Source organism: Kitasatospora nipponensis (genome assembly GCF_039528135.1).
In the GTDB taxonomy this organism is placed as follows: domain Bacteria; phylum Actinomycetota; class Actinomycetes; order Streptomycetales; family Streptomycetaceae; genus Kitasatospora; species Kitasatospora nipponensis.
In genome coordinates, this window is sequence record NZ_BAAALF010000166.1 from 1 (window position 1) to 18929 (window position 18929).

The 18929-nt window shown below is 71.7% G+C and carries 19 protein-coding genes and 1 pseudogene; 15 read left to right on the forward strand and 5 right to left on the reverse strand.

Annotation, left to right across the window (positions count from 1 at the left end):
* The 4 genes and pseudogenes from ABD323_RS31610 to ABD323_RS31625 form a co-directional block, all read left to right on the forward strand.
* Nucleotides 1–761 (forward strand): annotated as a pseudogene (locus ABD323_RS31610) (hypothetical protein); the annotation flags it as partial.
* A 49-nt stretch (nucleotides 762–810) separates the two neighbouring features.
* Nucleotides 811–993, forward strand: coding sequence for a DUF6104 family protein (locus ABD323_RS31615; protein WP_344445471.1), 183 nt, complete (start codon nucleotides 811–813; stop codon nucleotides 991–993).
* Nucleotides 994–1226: 233 nt separating this feature from the next.
* On the forward strand, nucleotides 1227–2123 hold the full coding sequence (locus tag ABD323_RS31620; protein WP_344445472.1) for a DUF4097 family beta strand repeat-containing protein: 897 nt from the start codon (nucleotides 1227–1229) through the stop codon (nucleotides 2121–2123).
* Nucleotides 2120–3148, forward strand: a complete 1029-nt coding sequence (locus tag ABD323_RS31625; protein ID WP_344445473.1) for a helix-turn-helix transcriptional regulator — start codon at nucleotides 2120–2122, stop codon at nucleotides 3146–3148. The genes ABD323_RS31620 and ABD323_RS31625 overlap by 4 nt, the downstream gene beginning before the upstream one ends.
* A 61-nt stretch (nucleotides 3149–3209) precedes the next feature.
* On the opposite strand, the gene ABD323_RS31630 is transcribed toward ABD323_RS31625, so the two are convergent.
* Both ABD323_RS31630 and ABD323_RS31635 read right to left on the reverse strand, forming a co-directional pair.
* Nucleotides 3210–4172, reverse strand: coding sequence for a zinc-binding dehydrogenase (locus tag ABD323_RS31630; RefSeq protein ID WP_344445474.1), 963 nt, complete (start codon nucleotides 4170–4172; stop codon nucleotides 3210–3212).
* A 96-nt stretch (nucleotides 4173–4268) separates the two neighbouring features.
* Nucleotides 4269–5465: an NAD(P)-dependent malic enzyme gene (locus ABD323_RS31635; RefSeq protein ID WP_344445475.1), complete on the reverse strand. Its 1197-nt coding sequence runs from the start codon at nucleotides 5463–5465 to the stop codon at nucleotides 4269–4271.
* A 682-nt stretch (nucleotides 5466–6147) separates the two neighbouring features.
* Here ABD323_RS31635 and ABD323_RS31640 point away from each other — a divergent pair.
* The 5 genes from ABD323_RS31640 (at nucleotide 6148) to ABD323_RS31660 (ending at nucleotide 10863) form a co-directional block, all read left to right on the forward strand.
* Nucleotides 6148–7044 (forward strand): ABC transporter substrate-binding protein, encoded by an 897-nt coding sequence (locus ABD323_RS31640; protein ID WP_344445476.1) that lies wholly within the window; start codon nucleotides 6148–6150, stop codon nucleotides 7042–7044.
* A 309-nt stretch (nucleotides 7045–7353) separates the two neighbouring features.
* Nucleotides 7354–8280, forward strand: coding sequence for an ABC transporter substrate-binding protein (locus ABD323_RS31645; protein ID WP_344445477.1), 927 nt, complete (start codon nucleotides 7354–7356; stop codon nucleotides 8278–8280).
* Nucleotides 8281–8311: 31 nt separating this feature from the next.
* Nucleotides 8312–9286, forward strand: coding sequence for an amino acid ABC transporter permease (locus ABD323_RS31650; RefSeq protein WP_344445478.1), 975 nt, complete (start codon nucleotides 8312–8314; stop codon nucleotides 9284–9286).
* Nucleotides 9287–9342: 56 nt separating this feature from the next.
* Nucleotides 9343–10095 carry an amino acid ABC transporter ATP-binding protein gene (locus ABD323_RS31655; RefSeq protein ID WP_344445486.1) on the forward strand — a complete coding sequence of 251 codons (753 nt, stop codon included), beginning with the start codon at nucleotides 9343–9345 and terminating at the stop codon, nucleotides 10093–10095.
* A gap of 147 nt (nucleotides 10096–10242) precedes the next feature.
* Nucleotides 10243–10863: a CGNR zinc finger domain-containing protein gene (locus ABD323_RS31660; RefSeq protein WP_344445479.1), complete on the forward strand. Its 621-nt coding sequence runs from the start codon at nucleotides 10243–10245 to the stop codon at nucleotides 10861–10863.
* Here ABD323_RS31660 and sodX read toward each other — a convergent pair.
* A complete protein-coding gene (gene sodX / locus ABD323_RS31665) occupies nucleotides 10847–11239 on the reverse strand; it encodes a nickel-type superoxide dismutase maturation protease (protein ID WP_344445487.1) in 393 nt (130 codons plus the stop codon). The genes ABD323_RS31660 and sodX overlap by 17 nt on opposite strands.
* 260 nt (nucleotides 11240–11499) lie before the next feature.
* On the opposite strand from sodX, the gene sodN reads away from it, so the two are divergent.
* From sodN to ABD323_RS31685, 4 genes are all read left to right on the forward strand, one after another.
* Entirely contained in the window at nucleotides 11500–11895 is a 396-nt protein-coding gene (sodN, locus tag ABD323_RS31670) for a superoxide dismutase, Ni (protein WP_344445480.1), read from the forward strand.
* Nucleotides 11896–11984: 89 nt separating this feature from the next.
* Nucleotides 11985–12461, forward strand: a complete 477-nt coding sequence (locus ABD323_RS31675) for a GNAT family N-acetyltransferase (RefSeq protein WP_344445481.1) — start codon at nucleotides 11985–11987, stop codon at nucleotides 12459–12461.
* 217 nt (nucleotides 12462–12678) lie between these two features.
* Complete coding sequence (locus ABD323_RS31680; protein WP_425556225.1) at nucleotides 12679–13125, forward strand: ATP-binding protein; 447 nt, start codon at nucleotides 12679–12681, stop codon at nucleotides 13123–13125.
* Nucleotides 13126–13482: 357 nt separating this feature from the next.
* Nucleotides 13483–14388 (forward strand): RNA polymerase sigma factor SigF, encoded by a 906-nt coding sequence (locus ABD323_RS31685; protein ID WP_344445482.1) that lies wholly within the window; start codon nucleotides 13483–13485, stop codon nucleotides 14386–14388.
* 121 nt (nucleotides 14389–14509) lie between these two features.
* Here the strand turns inward: ABD323_RS31685 and ABD323_RS31690 are convergent, their stop codons facing one another.
* Nucleotides 14510–14917 carry a hypothetical protein gene (locus ABD323_RS31690; RefSeq protein WP_344445483.1) on the reverse strand — a complete coding sequence of 136 codons (408 nt, stop codon included), beginning with the start codon at nucleotides 14915–14917 and terminating at the stop codon, nucleotides 14510–14512.
* Nucleotides 14918–14968: 51 nt separating this feature from the next.
* On the opposite strand from ABD323_RS31690, the gene ABD323_RS31695 reads away from it, so the two are divergent.
* Both ABD323_RS31695 and ABD323_RS31700 read left to right on the forward strand, forming a co-directional pair.
* Nucleotides 14969–15940: a diacylglycerol/lipid kinase family protein gene (locus tag ABD323_RS31695; protein WP_344445484.1), complete on the forward strand. Its 972-nt coding sequence runs from the start codon at nucleotides 14969–14971 to the stop codon at nucleotides 15938–15940.
* A 370-nt stretch (nucleotides 15941–16310) separates the two neighbouring features.
* Nucleotides 16311–16562, forward strand: a complete 252-nt coding sequence (locus tag ABD323_RS31700) for a WhiB family transcriptional regulator (protein WP_014138019.1) — start codon at nucleotides 16311–16313, stop codon at nucleotides 16560–16562.
* A gap of 481 nt (nucleotides 16563–17043) precedes the next feature.
* On the opposite strand, the gene ABD323_RS31705 is transcribed toward ABD323_RS31700, so the two are convergent.
* Nucleotides 17044–18564 carry a sensor histidine kinase gene (locus tag ABD323_RS31705; RefSeq protein ID WP_344445485.1) on the reverse strand — a complete coding sequence of 507 codons (1521 nt, stop codon included), beginning with the start codon at nucleotides 18562–18564 and terminating at the stop codon, nucleotides 17044–17046.
* Between the last annotated feature and the right edge of the window lie 365 nt (nucleotides 18565–18929).

Here is an 18929-nt window from a genome sequence, read left to right on the forward strand (position 1 = left end):
GGGGGCGCGGTGGCCCGCCCGCTGCACCGCGGCCGCCCCCCCCCGGGGCGCCGAGCCGCCCGCGCGCCCTCTCCTGGAAGACGCTGCTGGCGGTCGCCGTGGTGATGGCGCTCGGTGGCGCGCTCGCCGGCGTGCTGCTGACCCGCAGCGACCGGAGCACCACCACCACGGCCGGCGGTGACCGCTCGACGGGCACCCAGCCCACCGCCGCGGCCCAGCCGCCCACCGGTGCCGCGCCCGCCCCGCCGACCGAGGCCACCGCCCCGGCCGCCACCACCCCCGTCTCCGCCCCCTCCTCCCCCTCGAGCGGCACTCCCACAGCCGGCACACCCACGGCCGGGGCCGGTGCCCCCTCCGCCGCCACCGGCCCCGCGAGCCCGTCCGCGGCGACCGGTCCCGGCCGGTACACCCCGGCGTACGCGGACCGGGTGCTCTCCTCGCCCAGCTACCACTACACGTTCGACCTCACCAACGGCCAGATCGTCCCCGAGGGCACCTCGACCCCGTGGACGCTGCACTTCGACGGGACCTGGAGCTGGTCCGGGCAGGCGGACGCCTACATCGCCCCGGGCGCCCAGCTCACCCCCGAGCAGTGCGCCTCCGCGATCACCCAGAACCCCGCGGGCGAGCTCAACCCGGCCCAGGGCCAGACCTTCTGCGTGCGCGACCGGGCCACCGGCTCGACGGTCGTGGCCAAGGTGCTCCAGCTCAACGGCGTCCTCGCCCAACTGTCGATCACCTACTACCGCTTCGACGGCTGACCGCGCACTATCCTGTTCCGGTACCCCACCCCCTGGACCGGAGCGCACCGTGTACTTCACCGACCGCGGCATCGAGGAGCTGGCGAGCCGGCGCGGCGACGAGGAGGTCACCTTCGAGTGGCTGGCCGAGCGCCTGCGCGAGTTCGTCGACCTCAACCCCGACTTCGAGGTCCCCGTCGAGCGGCTGGCCACCTGGCTGGCCAGACTCGACGACGACGAGGACGAGGACTGAGCCGGCAGCGATCCAGGAACGATCCGGCACCACCGAGCCGGCAGCGGCACGGCAGCACGAAGGGCCCGGGAGGCGACCGCCTCCCGGGCCCTTCGTCATCTTCGGCGCGCCAAAGCACTTGACTTCCGCGCTACGCGATATATCGTGTTTCTTGTAGACGCGATACATCGCGACTCGCCGGATCGTCGCCTCACCAGCGTACGACGGCGACTGCCCAACGGGAGGACGAACCGATGAACCAGTGGACGGTCGGCGAGGCCGACAAGATCACCTTCGACGAGGCGCCGAGCGCCCTGCAGGTGCGCATCATCGGCGGAGCGGTCAACGTGGTCGCCGCCGAGGGTCCCGCGCGCCTGGAGGTGACCGAGCTGGAGGGCGAGCCGCTGCACGTCACGCTCACCGACGGCGTCCTCACCGTGACGTACCCCAACCTCTCCTGGAACGACTTCGGCGAGCGGTTCCGTTCCCTGGACTCCGTCAAGAGTTTCGTCGCCTCGCTGCGCCGCAAGCGCCGCGCCGTGGTCTCGCTGACCGTCCCCGCGCCCACCGAGGTGCGGATCGGGGCGGTCACCGCCGACACCACCGTCTCCGGGGTGCGCGGCGCCGTCTCGGTGCACGGCGTGGCCGGCTACACCACGCTCGCCGGCCTGGACGGCGCGGTGGAGGCCAAGTCGGTCTCCGGCAACATCGACGCCGAGTCGGTGGCCGGCGAGCTGAAGCTGCACTCCGTCTCGGGCGAGCTGACCGTGCTCGCCGGCAGCACCGCCAAGCTGCGCGCCAACACCGTCAGCGGCGCGGTCACCCTGGACCTGGCCGGCCGCACCCCGGCCGACGTCAAGGTCAACACCGTCAGCGGGGACGTCGCGGTGCGCCTGCCGCAGCCCGCGGACACCACCGTGGAGGCCGGCAGCACCAACGGCCAGTTCTCCACCGCCTTCGACGAGCTCACCGTGACCGGCACCTGGGGGGCCAAGAAGCTCGGCGGCACGCTCGGCGAGGGCACCGGCCGGCTCCAGGTCACCACCGTCTCGGGGGCGATCTCGGTGCTGCGCCGCCCGGACGTCGAGGACGAGGGTCCCAGCCTGGTCAAGGAGCTCACCGACGGCACCGAGAACGGAGCGGGCGCATGAGTACCGTCTTCGCCCACGGCCGGCTGCGGCTCTACCTGTTGAAGCTCCTGGACGAGTCCCCGCGGCACGGCTACGAGGTCATCCGGCTGCTGGAGGAGCGCTTCGACGGGCTCTACGCCCCCTCCGCCGGCACCGTCTACCCGCGGCTGGCCAAGCTGGAGCAGGAGGGCCTGGTGGAGCACTCCACCGAGGGCGGGCGCAAGGTCTACCGGATCACCGAGGCCGGTCGCGCCGAACTGACCGAGCGTCAGGACGACCTGGCGGAGCTGGAGTTGGAGATCCGCGACTCGGTGGCCCAGCTGGCCGGCGCGATCCGCGCGGACGTCCGGGACTCCGCCAAGGACCTGCGCGAGGAGCTGCGGGACGCGGCCCGCAACGCGCGGCGCGTCTCGGCCACTCCCGGCTCCGCCGCCGGTGCCGCCGAGGGCGAGGCCGGGCGCGAGGGCTGGGGCGGCCCGTGGAACGAGCCGGGCTGGCAGCGCACCAAGGAGGAGTACGCGCAGTTCAAGGCCCAGGCCAAGCGCGCCAAGGAGCAGGAGAAGGCCGCCAAGGAGCAGGCCAAGCGTGCCAAGGAGGAGGCCCGCAAGGCCCGCGAGCAGTCCCAGGCGGTGCGGCACGCCGCCCAGCAGGAGGCGCTGCGGATCAAGCGCCGGGTCGAGCAGCAGGTCCGCGAGCACGCCGGGCGCGGCGACTGGCCGACCGGGCTGGCCGAGGGCCTGTCCGAACTGACCCGTGGGCTGGCCGGTCTGGCCGACTCCAGTCGCTGGGAGACGGCCGGCGAGAAGGTCACGGTGACCCGGGTGGACTTCGAGAAGGACGCCCCGGCCGCGGCCGACCTGCCCTCCTGGGCCCGCACCGACTCCGGCGGCGAGCCGGGGCGCGAGCTGGACCGGCTGCTGGACCGCTTCCGCGACCAGGTCCGCGACGCGGCCCGGGACGGCGGCCGGGTGACGGCCGACCAGCTGACGGCGGCTCAGGCGGTGCTCGCCGCGGCCGGCGAGCGGCTGCGCGGCATCCTGGACTGACCCCGCGGTGAGCGGCGGGCCCGGACCGACCGACGTGGGTCGGTCCGGGCCCGCCGCCGTTTCACGGCTCCAGCACGATCTTCCCGAAGACCTCGCCCGCTTCCAGCCTGGCGAAGCCCTCGCGCGCGCCGGCCAGCGGCAGCACCGAGTCGATCACCGGCCGCACCCCGGAGTTGGCGCAGAGCGCGAGCAGCCCGGCGAGCTCCTCCTTGCTGCCCATGGTCGAGCCGACCACCTTCAGCTCCAGGAAGAAGATCCGGTTCAGCTCGGCCGACTTCGGGCTCGGCCCGGAGGTGGCGCCCGAGATGACGATGGTCCCGCCGGGGCGCAGCGACTTCACCGAGTGCGACCAGGTGGCCGCCCCGACCGTCTCCATGACCGCGTCCACCCGCTCGGGCAGCCGCGCGCCGCTCTCGAAGGCCGCGTCCGCGCCCAGCTTCACCGCCCGGTCCCGCTTGGCCTCGTCACGCCCGGTCACCCAGACCCGCAGGCCGGCCGCCTTGCCCAGCACGATCAGCGCGGTGGCCACCCCGCCGCCGGCGCCCTGCACCAGTACGGTGTCGCCGGGCTTGACCCCGGCGTTGCTGAAGAGCATCCGGTAGGCCGTCAGCCAGGCGGTCGGCAGGCAGGCGGCTTCGGCGAAGGAGAGCTCGGCGGGCTTGGGCAGCAGGTTCCAGGTGGGCACGGCCACCCGCTGGGCGAAGGTGCCCTGGTAGCGCTCGGTGAGGATCGAGCGCGGCTCGTGGGGGCCGACGCCGTGGCCGCTCTGGCCGATCACGGAGTGGATCACCACCTCGTTGCCGTCCTCGTCGATCCCGGCCGCGTCGCAGCCCAGGATCATCGGCAGCCGCTCGGCGGGCAGGCCCACCCCGCGCAGCGACCAGAGGTCGTGGTGGTTGAGGGTGGCCGCCTTCACGGTCACCACGCTCCAGCCGGGCCGGCTCTGCGGCTCGGGGAGCTCACCCAGGTCGAGGGCGCTCAACGGATCGTCAGGATCGATGCGGGCGGCATAGGCGGCGAACATGGATCGGACCCTAGCCGCCACGGGCGCGGGCCCGGAACCACGCGCGGGTGTGACCTCCACCGCGTGTCTCCGGGCCCGACCGGTTGCCGGCGCCGATCAGCGGCGCGCGACGCCCTCACGGCGGGCCGCCTCGGCGACCGCCTTGGTGACCGCCGGCGCGACCCGCGGGTCGAACGGCGAGGGGATCACCCGCTGCGGCGTCAGCTCGTCGGCCACCACGGCGGCCAGCGCCTGGGCGGCGGCGAGCTTCATGCCCTCGGTGATCCGGGTGGCCCGGACCTGGAGGGCGCCGGCGAAGATGCCGGGGAAGGCCAGCACGTTGTTGATCTGGTTGGGGAAGTCCGAGCGCCCGGTGGCCACCACGGCCGCGTACTTGTGGGCGACCTCGGGGTGGATCTCCGGGGTGGGGTTGGCCATCGCGAAGACGAAGCAGTCCTTGGCCATGGTGGCCACGGCCTCCTCCGGCACGGTGCCGCCGGAGACGCCGATGAAGACGTCGGCGCCGGCCAGCGCGTCGGCCAGCGAGCCCTGCAGGCCGGCCTTGTTGGTCAGCGCCGCGATCTCGGCCTTGACGTCGGTGAGGTCGCCGCGGCCCTCGTACACCACGCCGCGCCGGTCGCAGACCGCCACGTCGCCGATGCCGGCGGCCACCAGCATCTTGGCGATCGCGATGCCGGCGGCGCCCGCGCCCGAGATGACCGCGCGCAGCGCGCCGATCTCCCGGCCGGTCACCTTGGCGGCGTTCCACAGCGCGGCGGTGGAGACGATCGCGGTGCCGTGCTGGTCGTCGTGGAAGATCGGGATGTCGAGGGCCTCCTGCAGCCGGCGCTCGATCTCGAAGCAGCGCGGGGCGGAGATGTCCTCCAGGTTGACGCCGCCGAAGGAGGGTGCGAGCCGGACCACGGTCTCGACGATCTCGTCGACGTCGGTGCAGTCCAGCGCGATCGGGACCGCGTCCACGCCGCCGAACTGCTTGAACAGGATCGCCTTGCCCTCCATCACGGGCAGCGAGGCCTGCGGGCCGATGTCGCCCAGGCCCAGCACGGCGGTGCCGTCGGTGACCACCGCGACGGTGTTGCCCTTCCAGGTGTAGTCGTTCACCAGGTCCGGCTGCTCGGCGATGGCGGTGCAGACCCGGGCGACGCCGGGGGTGTAGGCGAGGGACAGGTCGTCCGCGTCGCGCACGGGCACCGTGGCGCGCACCTCCATCTTGCCGCCGCGGTGGAGCGCGAACACGGCGTCGACCGGGTCCTCGGTGTCCTGGGTACGAGGGTGGATGATCTCCGCTGCCACGATGACCTCTTCGTCATGATCAGCGAGAGCGCACGCCACGCGGCGGGCCTGCGACCCGCCCGGGGATGCTGAAAATCCCCGGAGCGCCGTAGCGCGCCCGGAGCCGGGAGGGTCGGGCGCCACCGTCACGACGGGCGCCCTCGAGTGAGGGTTTTGGGTGTTGTTGGGGCCGTGCTTCCGGGCCGAGCCTAGGCTCGGGCAGTGGCACCGCACCTGTGCCGCTGGTCCTCGTCACGCACTGTTCACTCCGCGATCCCACCAGACGGCACTCGGGTCTCGGAAGAACCCGTCTACCGGTGGAGTCGACGGCGAATCGGTACGCACACCCGCAGGAGTGAACAGTAGGCACGGAGGGGAGCTGGTGCTTCGGGTACGGAGTCCTCGTCGTGGACTTCCGGTCCTGTGCACCCCGGTTCTGTCGCGAGCCGGCGGCCACTGTTCGGTGTCGGGGGTCACCCGATAGCAGATTCTGACACACCCGGCCCCGGGCCCGGCAGACCGGGATGCGAGGATCCCTCTGCCCGCCCCCTTTCGGCAGCCTCGCCCTCCCCCGCCGCAGCGCACCCGCTCGGCGCGGCCGGCCAGGGCGCTTCCCGAGGTCCGCGCTGCACATCCCGGCAGCTCTCGCCCGCCGGCGGTCATGCACCCGTGTCACTTCCCTCCCTCAGGAAGCACCTCAGCCATGCGCAGAAACACCCTCCTGCCCGTCCTGGGCCTCGCCCTGGCCCTCTCGGGCTGCGGCAGCCCCGCCGGACCCGCCGCCGTCACCGGCCCCGCCCTGCGGGCCCAGCTGCCCAAGGCCATCCGCTCCGCCGGCCTGCTGCGGATCGGCTCGGACCTCAACTACGCCCCGGTCGACTTCAAGGCCCAGGACGGCACCCCCACCGGCCTGGACGTGGACCTCGCCGGCGCCCTGGGCGGCTACCTGGGCCTGAGGGTCCAGTTCTTCGACCAGCCCTTCGAGAAGCTGATCCCGGCGGTGCAGAGCCGCCAGATCGACCTGGCGATGTCGGCCGTGATCGACACCCGGCAGCGCCAGACCGGCGCCGACGACAACGGCCGGCAGGTGAACGCGGGCGTCGACTTCGTCGACTACTTCATGACGGGCACGGCGATCCTGGTGCGCAGCGGCAACCCGCTGGGCGTCACCAACCTGGACAACCTCTGCGGGCACACCGTCGCCATGCAGCGCGGCACCGTGCAGGCCGAGATCGCCGCCCGCCAGCAGGCGGTCTGCCAGCGCGGTGGCAAGCCGCTGAAGGTCGACCTGTTCGACACCGACGACCAGGCCCTGACCGAGGTGGCGAGCGGCACCGCGGTCGCCGACCTGAACGACTACCCGGTGGCCGCCTACAACACCGACCCGGCCCGCGGCGGCGACCGCTTCCAGGTGACCGGCGCCCTGCTGCAGCCCAGCCCGTACGGGATCACCGTCAACAAGGACGACGACGCGCTGCGGGACGTGCTCGCCAAGGCGATGAACCAGCTGATCCGCAACGGCACCTACGACACGATCCTGACCAGGTGGAACGCCCACGACGGCGCGCTGCTGGACGCGAGCGTCGACGCCGGCTTCTGAGGGCGCCGCGGCGCCTGACCGGCCCGCCGTTCCCCGCCCGGACGCGACCGCCGGGCGGGACCGGCGGGCCGGTGAGAACCTGGCAGAAAGAGCACAGGGGTACCCGAACGATCAGCTGTCAGGGACGCGATGACCTCCGGTAATCGGACGATCGCGCCCCCGTTATCCATTTTTGATCTGAATGGTGCTCCGCTCAACAGTTCGGTGATGGCAGGATTCCCCCACCACCTCGGCGGAGGGTGGTTCCACCCAGCAGCACCCGTACCCGCGGCCTGATCCGCCTCACCCCCTCACAGGAGGCTCCCCCCTATGAGCACCCGTACTCGCCGCTCCCGCCTCTGCGCCCTCGGAGCCGTCATCGCCGGCGGAACGCTGGTTCTGAGCGCCTGCAGTAGCAGCAGCAGTGGCAGCAGCAGCGCCTCCAGCGCCGCCTCGGCGATCAAGACGCCCAGCGCGGTCGCCTCCCTGGCCGCCCTGCTCCCGCCCGACGTCAAGTCGAGCGGCAAGCTCGTGGTCGCCACGGACGCCTCGTACGCGCCCAACGAGTTCAAGGACGCCCAGGGCAACCTGGTCGGCATGGACGTCGACCTGGCCAACGCCATCGCGCAGACGCTCGGCCTGAAGGCGGACGTCCAGAACGCCGACTTCACCTCGATCATCCCCGGCATCACGGCGAACAAGTACCAGCTCGGCATGAGCTCGTTCACCGACACCAAGGACCGCGAGGCCACCGTCGACATGGTGACCTACTTCTCGGCCGGCACGAGCGCGGCGGTGAAGGCGGGCAACCCCGACAACATCGACCCGAACAACCTCTGCGGCAAGAAGATCGCGGTGCAGACCGGCACCACCCAGGCCGACGAGATCAAGAACGTCATCAACCCCGCCTGCGTCAAGGCCGGCAAGCCCACCGTCCCCAACGACGGTGACAAGTTCGACCTGCAGACGGACGTCACCCAGGCGCTGGTCGCCGGGCGCGACCAGGTGATGCTGGCCGACTCCCCCGTGGTGGACTACGCGATCCAGCAGACCAACGGCCAGCTGCAGAAGCTCGGCGCCACCACCGACACCGCCCCCTACGGCGTCGTGGTCGCCAAGGGCTCCCCGCTCTCCCCGGCCGTCCAGGGCGCGATCACGTCCCTGATGGCGGACGGCACCTACAAGTCGATCCTCGACAAGTGGGGTGTCCAGGCCGGCGCGATCTCCTCGTCCGTGGTCAACGGCGCCACCAGCTGACCACCGACCGCACTCATCCCTGGGGTCCACAGTGAACTCTCCCGACCAGGGGTCGGCGACCAAGGGACGGCCTGAAGCCATCAAGGCCGTCCCGGTCCGCCACCCCGGACGCTGGGTCGGATCCGTCATCGTCGCGGTTCTCGTGGCGATGCTCATCCACGCCCTCGTCTTCAACAAAGCATTCCAGTGGCACGTCGTGGGGAAGTACCTCTTCGACTCCACGATCATCAGCGGCCTGGTCACCACCCTGGAGCTGACCGCGCTGGCCATGATCATGGGCGTGGTGGGCGGCGTGATCCTGGCGATCATGCGGCTCTCCCCCAATCCGCTGCTCTCCGGCAGCGCCTGGGTCTACATCTGGCTCTTCCGCGGCACCCCGGTGCTGGTGCAGCTGCTGCTGTGGGAGTTCATGGGCTCGCTCTGGCCGCGGCTGTCGATCGGCATCCCGTTCGGCGCCAGCTTCTGGTCGGAGTCCACCAACCAGCTGATCCCGGTCTTCACCGCCGCGCTGCTGGGCCTGGGCCTCAACGAGGCCGCGTACATGGCCGAGATCGTCCGCGGTGGCATCCAGTCGGTGCCGCAGGGCCAGACCGAGGCGGCGCACGCGCTCGGCATGAGCCAGGTCCAGACGACCCGGCGGATCATCCTGCCGCAGGCGATGCGGGTGATCATCCCGCCGACCGGCAACGAGACCATCTCGATGCTGAAGACCACCTCGCTGGCGTACTCGATCTCGCTGGTGGAGCTGCTGGGCGCCGCGCACGACATCTACTCGCGCACCTTCCAGACCATCCCGCTGCTGATCGTGGCGAGCATCTGGTACCTCTTCCTGACCTCGATCCTGACGGTCATCCAGTACTACATCGAGCGGTACTACGCCCGCGGCGCCAACCGGGTCCTGCCGCCGACCCCGCTGCAGCGGCTGCGCGCGCTGTTCGCCCGGCGGGCGCCCAGGCCCAGCGAGCCCGACGTGGTCACCGGGGCCCAGGGAGGCGGTCACCAGTGAGCGAGCAGACGACGACGCCACAGGACGCCGGCCCGCCGAAGGACCCGTCCACCGCGATGGTGCGGGCCGAGACCGTGCACAAGTCCTACGGGCCCATCGAGGTGCTCAAGGGCATCGACCTGGAGGTCCGCCAGGGCGAGGTCTTCGTGCTGGTGGGCCCCTCCGGCTCGGGGAAGTCCACCTTCCTGCGGTGCATCAACCACCTGGAGAAGATCAACGCCGGCCGGCTCTGGGTCGACGGCGAGCTGGTCGGCTACCGGCAGAAGGGCGACCGGCTGTACGAACTGAAGGACCGCGAGGTCGCCCAGAAGCGGCGCGACATCGGCATGGTCTTCCAGCACTTCAACCTGTTCCCGCACATGACGACGCTGGAGAACGTCATGGAGGGGCCGGTCCAGGTCAAGGGCGAGAGCAAGGCCGACGCCAAGGAGCGGGCGATGCGGCTGCTGGAGCGGGTGGGCCTGGCCGACAAGCCCCGCAGCTACCCCTCCCAGCTCTCCGGCGGCCAGCAGCAGCGGGTGGCGATAGCCCGGGCACTGGCCATGGAGCCCAAGCTGATGCTCTTCGACGAGCCGACCTCCGCGCTCGACCCGGAGCTGGTCGGCGAGGTGCTGGACGTCATGCGCGGGCTGGCCGAGGACGGCATGACGATGATCGTGGTCACCCACGAGATGGGCTTCGCCCGCGAGGTGGGCGACGCGCTGGTCTTCATGGACGGCGGCGTGGTGGTCGAGGCCGGCCACCCGCGCGAGGTGCTGGCCAATCCGCGGCACGAGCGCACCAAGGCGTTCCTCTCCAAGGTGCTCTGAGTCCCACCCCCACCAGGCCCACGGGCGCCGGTCCCCGATCCACGGGACCGGCGCCCGCCGCGTCGCCTCCCCGGCGCGTTCCCGGTCCGCGGCAATTGGTAATAGGCTTAAGGCAGCTTGCCCGTTACCGCGTCTCGGAGGACCGTCGTGGAGCTCGCCCTGTACGCCGACTACGCCGTCCGCCTGGTGAACACCGAGGAACCGGAGCGCGGCACCGACACGCTGACCAGCGTGGAGGCCGTGCGCGGGCTCTTCTCCGGCCCGCGCACCCGCGGGGCCAGACTGGCCACCGAGGCCGACCTGCCGCGGCTGCGCGAGATCCGGGCCCGGCTGCGGGCGGTCTTCGAGGCCGCCGCGGGCGGCGAGGAGGTCCGCGGGGTCGACCTGCTGAACAGCCTGCTGATGGAGTACCCGGTCAGCCCGCTGGTCTCCGGCCACGACTACCTGGACGAGCAGGGCCGGCCGCGCTGGCACCTGCACCTGGCCGACAACGCCCCGAGCGCCACCGCGAACTTCACCGCGGTCGCCTGCATGGGCCTGGCCATCCACCTGACCGAGCTGGGCGCCGACCGGCTGGGCCTGTGCCAGGCCGCGCCCTGCCGCAACGCCTACCTGGACACCTCCACCAACCGCTCCCGGCGCTACTGCTCGGACCGCTGCGCGACCCGGGCCAACGTGGCCGCCTACCGGGCCCGCAAGCGCCAGGAGGCCGCCCAGGCCGCCGCCCGGGGCGCGACGGCGGGGGCGGGGGCTACAGCTCGGGACTGAGCCTGCGGACCACCCCGAAGCGGGCCGCCAGCCCCGGCACCCGGCCCAGCGGCCAGCAGCAGAGAAGCCGCTCCAGCCAGCCGGCCGGCGCCAGCCAGACCGGGTCGGGCCGCAGCCGCAGCAGCACCCGGCCGAGCACCAGCTCGGCCGGCACCGCGCCGTACTCGCGACTGTCGTTGCCGAGGAACTGATTGTCCGACAGCAGCCACCAGCCCTTCGGGCGGCGGCCGGTCACCCGCTTGACCACCAGCAGGTCCTGACGCAGCGGGTGCCGGGCCAGCACCACCGCACCGGGGCGCACCTTCGCCCCGTACCGCACCACCACCCGGTCGCCGTGGTAGAGCGTGGGGACCATCGAGGGCCCCGACACGTCCATCAGACCCAGCGGCAGCAGCCCGCCGCCCGCGCGTTCCACCGGCTCCGGGCCGGGCTCGCAGTCCCGTCGCCGCCTCGCCTTCACCACACCCGCCTCCTGCTCGCGCCGTCCACGGGAACCAGCATCCCGCATCGACAACGCACGTCCGATATCGACCGGTTCCGGCTCCGCCTTTTGCCCTAGGCCCCGGTCCCGGCCGCGAGATCCGGGGGTCGGCGGGGTAGTCTCGGCGCGGGAAGACGATCTAAGGAAGGACTTCCATGTTCTCTCGTCTGTTTGCGCCGCGGGTCACCGCTCACGCCCACTGCGACCTGCCCTGCGGTGTCTACGACCCCGCTCAGGCTCGCATCGAGGCCGAGTCGGTGAAGGGCACTCAGGAGAAGTACCAGGCCAACGAGGACGCTCACTTCCGCGCCCGCGCCATCATCATCAAGGAGCAGCGCGCGGAGGCCGTCAAGCACCACCTGTCGGTGCTGTGGAGCGACTACTTCAAGGCCCCGCACTTCGAGAAGTACCCGCAGCTGCACCAGCTGTTCAACGACGCCCTGAAGGCCGCCTCGGCCGCCAAGGGCTCGACGGACCCGGCCACCGGCCAGGCGCTGCTCGACTACATCGCCGAGATCGACAAGATCTTCTGGGAGACCAAGCAGGCCTGAGGCCCGCGGTCCCGTCACGCCGACTGACGCCTCTCACTCGAACGAGTGAGAGGCGTCAGTCGTTCGAGTGCACCAGTACGCTCGAAGACATGATCCGCACAGCCGTAGTCGAGGACGTCCCCACCATCGTCGAGCTGATCCGCGAACTGGCGGAGTACGAGAAGGAGCCGGAGCAGGCGCAGGCCACCGAGGAGCAGCTGCGCAGCGCGCTCTTCGGCCCGCAGCCGGCCGTCTTCGGTCTGGTCGCCGAGGACGACGACACCGGGGAGACGGTCGGTTTCGCCCTGTGGTTCCGCAACTTCTCGACCTGGAAGGGCACCCACGGGGTGTACCTGGAGGACCTCTACGTGCGCCCGCAGGCCCGCGGCGGCGGCCACGGCAAGGCGCTCTTCACCGAGCTGGCGCGGATCGCCGTGGACAGCGGGTACCAGCGCTTCGAGTGGACCGTGCTGGACTGGAACGAGTCGGCGATCGGCTTCTACACCGCGCTCGGCGCCGAGCCCACGACGGGCTGGACCGTCCACCGGCTGAGCGGTCCGGCCCTGCGCGAGCTGGGCACCCGATGAGCCCGTGGTGGCGAATCCGGTCCCAGGTCGCGACATCGGTCGGCCGATCGCGGTAACGTCTCGGCGGACGGCCCGCGTCCGGCGCCTGCCGACTGGGTAGGACTCGGTACGTACCGCACCACCCCTCAAGACAGTTGGGGCGAAGCAGTTGAGTCAAGCAACAGAACGTGCCGCGGCCTCGGGGTCACAAGCACAGCGCGTCACCCAGGAGGTGAGGGTGTCCCAGATCGACGGTGATCCGGAAGCCCGGGATGACCGGGACGGCCAGGCCGCCCCGGCGCAGGACTTCGTTGAGGTGCGGCTGCCCGCGCAGGGCGCCTACCTCTCGGTGCTGCGGACGGCCACGGCCGGCCTCGCGGCCCGGCTGGACTTCACGCTCGACGAGATCGAGGACCTGCGGATCGCGGTCGACGAGGCCTGCGCCATCCTGCTCCAGCAGGCGGTGCCCGGCTCCGTGCTGTCCTGCGAGTTCCGGCTGGTGGGTGACGCGCTGCGGGTGACCGTCTCGGCGCCGACCACCGACGGACGGGCTCCCGAGCGCGACACCTTCGCCTGGACGGTGCTCTCCGCACTGGCCGGCGAGGTGGAGTCCTCGGTGGCCGAGGACCGCACGGTCAGCATCAGCCTGCACAAGAAGCGCGGCGGGACGATCCTCCAACCGTGAGCCCGCACCGGCCGGGCGGGCGGTCCCCATGGACCGCCGGACCCGGCGGCGACCAGCTCCGGTGCGGCGTCGTTCCCGCTTCGGGCCCTGATCGCGGTACAACCAATGTGATGGCCCGGTCGCGCAGGCGGCCCGGGTGCTCCCGGAACGGAACGGGGGATCGCCGTGAGTGATCTGGATCGCAACTCTGCTGTCGGGCCGCGGCCCGCGGACGGCCGACCGACGGGCGAGGTGCCCGCCGGACGGCAGGCCGCGCGCGGGACGGTGCCACGCCACCGTCCCGTCCCGGCCCAGCCGGGCGGGTCCGTTCCGGGGCCCGCTCCCCACCACGACGCGCACCCGAAGGACGCCCAACGGATGAGCCAGCCGACCGACCCGACGCCGGAGCCGACGGCAGCCCCCCTGCCGCCGGACGGCGTCGAACCCCTGGACGAGCGGGCGGCCGAGGTCGCCGAGGTGGTCCGGGCCGCGCTGCCGGCCCAGGTCACCGCGCACCACCGCTCCGGGGCGCCGGACCGTGAGGCGGCCCGCGCGCTCTTCGTCCAGCTGGCCGGCCTGCCCGAGGGCTCCACGGAGCGCGTCGAGCTGCGCAACCAGCTGGTGCGGATGCACATCCCGCTGGTCGAGCACCTGGCCCGGCGCTTCCGCAACCGCGGCGAGCCGCTGGACGACCTGACCCAGGTCGCCACCATCGGTCTGATCAAGTCGGTGGACCGCTTCGACCACGAGCGCGGGGTGGAGTTCTCCACCTACGCGACGCCCACCATCGTGGGCGAGATCAAGCGGCACTTCCGGGACAAGGGCTGGGCGGTGCGGGTGCCGCGCCGGCTGCAGGAGCTGCGGCTCTCACTGACCACCGCGACCAGCGAGCTCTCCCAGCGGCACGGCCGCTCGCCCACGGTGCACGAGCTCGCCGAGCACCTGGGCATCTCCGAGGAGGACGTGCTGGAGGGGCTGGAGAGCGCGAACGCGTACTCCACGCTCTCCCTGGACGTACCGGACAGCGACGACGAGTCGCCGGCCGTGGCGGACACCCTGGGCGCCACCGACGAGGCGCTGGAGGGTGTGGAGTACCGCGAGTCGCTCAAGCCGTTGCTGGCCGGGCTGCCGCAGCGCGAGCAGAAGATCCTGGTGCTGCGGTTCTTCCGCAACATGACGCAGTCGCAGATCGCCGCCGAGGTGGGCATCTCGCAGATGCACGTCTCGCGGCTGCTGGCCCGCACCCTCGCGCAGCTGCGCGAGAAGCTCCTCGTCGAGGAGTAGCCGGGCCGGAGCAGGGAGTGCCTTGGGGGCGCGTGCCAGATGGCCCGCGCCCCCAAGTGCGTCGATGAGCCCGCCGGTGCGGGCCGTCCCCCGGGCGGCGGATCGATCCCGCCCGCGGTGGTCAGTCCTGCGGGCTGTAGAGCGCCTCGGTCACCCCGGGGCTCAGCAGCGTCACCAGGCCCAGCACGCCGGCCACGCCCACCAGCGCGCCCACCGCGGCCATCGCCCCGCCGCTCTGCCACATGTAGTACGCCACCGGCAGGCAGGTCGAGTGGGTCAGCACGGCCGGGCTGCGGCCCCAGCGGCGCAGCTTCAGCAGGGCCCGGGCGGCCAGCAGCGGCAGCAGCCCCAGCAGCAGGATCACCAGCCCGCCGTACTCGACCAGCCCCTGGTTCTTGGTCGTCTCGACCAGCCCGGCGACGATCATGTAGCCGCCCCAGGCCACCAGCGCCGAGCCCTCGGCGACGGTCAGGGCCACGGCGGTCAACAGCTTGGCGGGGCGGGCGGCGGTGGAGGTTTCTGCGGTCACCCCAGCAGGGTAGCCGCCGCCCGCCGCGTACCGGGTCGTAGGCTGAACCTCATGCGCGCGCTCCTGGTCGTGAACCCGAAGGCCACCACTACCAGTGGCCGGACCAGGGACGTGCTGACCCACGCGCTGCGCAGCGACCTGAAACTGGAGGTCGCGGTCACCGAGTACCGCGGGCACGCCCGGGACCTGGCGCGCGAGGCCGCCTCGGACGGGGCGGTGGACCTGGTGGTGGCGCTGGGCGGCGACGGCACGGTGAACGAGGTCGTCAACGGGCTGCTCGCGCACGGACCCTCCGAACGGGTGCCCAGACTGGCCATCGTCCCCGGGGGCAGCACCAACGTCTTCGCCCGGGCCCTGGGCCTGCCCAACCATCCGGTGGAGGCCACCGGCGTGCTGCTGGACGCGCTGGAGCACCGCCGGGAGCGGGCCATCTCGCTGGGCAAGGCGATGACCGAGGGCCTGCCGGACCGCTGGTTCACCTTCACCGCGGGCCTGGGCTTCGACGCCGGGGTGGTGGGCCGGGTCGAGGAGCAGCGCCGGTCGGGGCGCAAGTCCACCCACGCGCTGTACGTCCGCGAAGCCCTGCGGCACTACGTCACCGAACGTGAACACCGGAAATCCGGACCCGTGACGCTGGAACTCCCGGGCCGCGCACCGCAACCGGGCCTGGTGATGACCATAGTGTCGAACACTTCGCCCTGGACCTTTCTGGGCAACCGCCCGGTCGTCCCCTCCCCCGGCGCCTCCTTCGAAACGGACCTCGACGTCTTCGGCGTCACTCGAATGACAGCGTTCGGAACCGCTCGTACGGTCCGTCAGATTCTGCGGCCGCACACTCCTTCGGAGCAGTCCGACCCGCCCCGTGGCCCGTCCGGGAAGCATGTCGTCTCCTATCACGACGTCCGACACTTCACCTTGGTTTCAGAGGAACCGGCCCCATTTCAGGTCGATGGGGACCACCTTGGAGACAGGAGTCGCGTCAGTTTCACAGGCGTACGCCGGGCACTGCGTGTGATTGTGTGACCAGAAGGGGGTCCCGCCCTTCTTCTCGAACGCGCTAGCCCCCTTCACCCCATAGAAGTACTGCCTGTGAGGTAGGCGACACCGAAGAATCAAAAATTCCTCCTCGAAGGGGGTTGTATCCGGGCCCGAGGTTTGCGAACCTCTACATGGCGATCGGGACGCATCGCAGCGGGACAGCGAAGCGGCCCACTGAGCATCCCGGCTGGGAACCCTCAGGATTCGCCCGAACCCCCCCTCAGCTCAGACCGCCGGGCCGTAACAGGCCCTTGGTCCCTTTTGCCGTTGTGGGATTCGTGAAAGCGTTCACATTCACAAGCCATCGATTGCGCTGACCGGGCCACCCCCTGTCAGCCGGAGGAGTTGGACGACCATGGACTGGCGCCACCGCGCTGTCTGCCGCGAAGAGGACCCGGAGCTGTTCTTCCCGATCGGGAACACCGGTCCTGCTCTGCTGCAGATCGAGGAAGCCAAGGCCGTGTGCCGCCGCTGTCCCGTCATGGAGCAGTGTCTGCAGTGGGCTCTGGAGACCGGCCAGGACGCCGGCGTCTGGGGCGGAATGAGCGAGGACGAGCGTCGCGCCATGAAGCGCCGTGCCGCCCGCAACCGCGCCCGCACCGCCTGAGCGAGCACAGCCGTTACGCAGTACCGATGCACGGCAGTACCGATCACGCAGTACCGATCGACACACGATCACAGGCTTCGGCCGCCACTCCGCCGAAGCCTTCCGCAGGAGCCCGCCACGGCGCGGCCGGCACAGCAACATGGCACAGCTCGGTCCGGACACTTGATACTGTTCACTCAGAGCAATATCGTGGACCTGGGACGCTCACCGTACGCAATATGACGGGGCGGGCGACCCGTGCGCGACCGCTTGTCGCTGACCTCGGTCAGCCGACAGTGCCCAACCAAAGAGCCCCCGTTCCGACCGACTCCCCCCGACGGCCGGAACGGGTTGAGAGGCCCTGCCGACCCACCCCCCCCGGTCGGCAGGGTCTCGTTTCTCTTTGCGCCCATCGCTACCGGGCGCCAACCCCCGCCGGCCACCGGCCAGTTCAGTGGAGCTGACCAGCGGACACGGCGGTCGGGCCGAAACCCGCGTCGGGTCAGCGCACCGGAATCTCCAGCACCACCTTGGTGCCGCCCTCGGGTGCGGCGACCATGTCGAAGGTGCCGCCCAGCTCACCGGTGGCCAGCGTGCGCACGATCTGCAGCCCGAGGTTGCCCGCCGTCTGCGGGTCGAAGCCCTCCGGCATGCCGCGCCCGTCGTCCTGCACGGTGATCAGCAGGTACTCGGCCGGCTTGGCGCCGCCGTTCCAGCTGTCCGACCAACCCATGCCCCCGGCCGGCGCCCGGCCGCGCAGCGCGCTCACCTCCACCGTGCCGGACGCCTTGTCGCCGAAGGCGTGTTCCAGCGCGTTCTGCAGCAGTTCGGTCAGCACCATCGCCAGCGGCGTGGCCACCTCCGCGGAGAGGATGCCGAAGCTGCCGGCCCGACGGGTCGTCACCTGCCCGTCCTGGGAGAGCTCCATGACCATCGCCAGCACCCGGTCGGCGATCTCGTCGAAGGCGACCTGCTCGTCCAGGGTCTGCGAGAGCGTCTCGTGCACGATGGCGATCGAGCCCACCCGGCGCACCGCCTCGTCCAGCGCGGCCCGGGCCGCCTCGGAGTCCATCCGGCGCGACTGCAGGCGCAGCAGCGCGGCGACCGTCTGCAGGTTGTTCTTCACCCGGTGGTGGATCTCCCGGATGGTGGCGTCCTTGGTCATCAACTCCCGGTCGCGGCGCCGCAGCTCGGTGACGTCGCGGGCCAGCACCAGCGAGCCGGTGTGCACGCCCTTGGGCTTGAGCGGGATCGCCCGCAGCGTCACCACCCCGCCCTGCGCCTCCACCTCGGCCTGCCGCGGCGCCCAGCCGCTCGCCAGCTTCACCAGCGCCTCGTGCACCGCGGCGCGCGAGGGGGGCGCCAACTCGGCCGTGGTGCGCCCGAGGTGACCCCCCACCAGATCGGTGGTCAGGCCCAGGCGGTGGTAGGCGGAGAGCGCGTTGGGGCTGGCGTAGGTGACGATGCCGTCGGCGTCCAGCCGGATCAGGCCGTCACCCACCCGGGGGGCGGCGTCCATGTCCACCTGCTCGACGCCCGGGTAGGGGAAGGTGCCGGCGGCGATCATCTGGGCCAGGTCGGAGGCGCTCTGCAGGTAGGTGAGCTCGAGCCGGCTCGGGGTGCGCACGGTGAGCAGGTTGGTGTTGCGGGCGATCACCCCCAGCACCCGGCCCTCGCGGCGCACCGGGATCGACTCGACCCGCACCGGCACCTCCTCGCGCCACTCGGGGTCGCCCTCGCGCACGATCCGGCCCTCGTCGAAGGCGGCGTCCAGCAGCGGCCGGCGCCCGCGCGGGACCAGGTGGCCGACCATGTCGTCCTGGTACGAGGTCGGGCCGGTGTTGGGCCGCATCTGGGCCACCGACACGTACCGGATGCCGTCCCAGGTGGGGATCCAGAGCACCAGGTCGGCGAAGGAGAGGTCGGAGAGCAGCTGCCACTCCGAGACCAGCAGGTGGAGCCACTCCACATCGGCACCGGTGAGGGTGGTGTGGCGGCGGACGAGTTCGTTCAGCGAGGGCACAGGGCGAGGGTAGCCGGGATGGGCCCGGGCGGCCTCGCCAGCGTTGTCCAGACCAATTTCGGAGAGCCCCTGGACAACCAATATTGGTCTAGTCCACAATGGAAGGGCACCAAGGAGAGACCATCCCGCGCAACTGCCCTGACCGCGCGAGGTCGCTCCTCGGTCGGCCGCCGCCGTACCGGGACCCCGCACAGTTCCGGTACCCCACCGGCGTCCGACGACAGCTCCGGGCTGCGGTGCCGCATGGGTTGAGGGTCCCGTGTCGGCGCCGTGGCCCGTAGTGTTTTCCGGCCCGAGGGCCGCCCGGACGCGCCCGGCACGCCCCCGGACGCGCAGAGCCCCGATCCGCAGCCGCGGATCGGGGC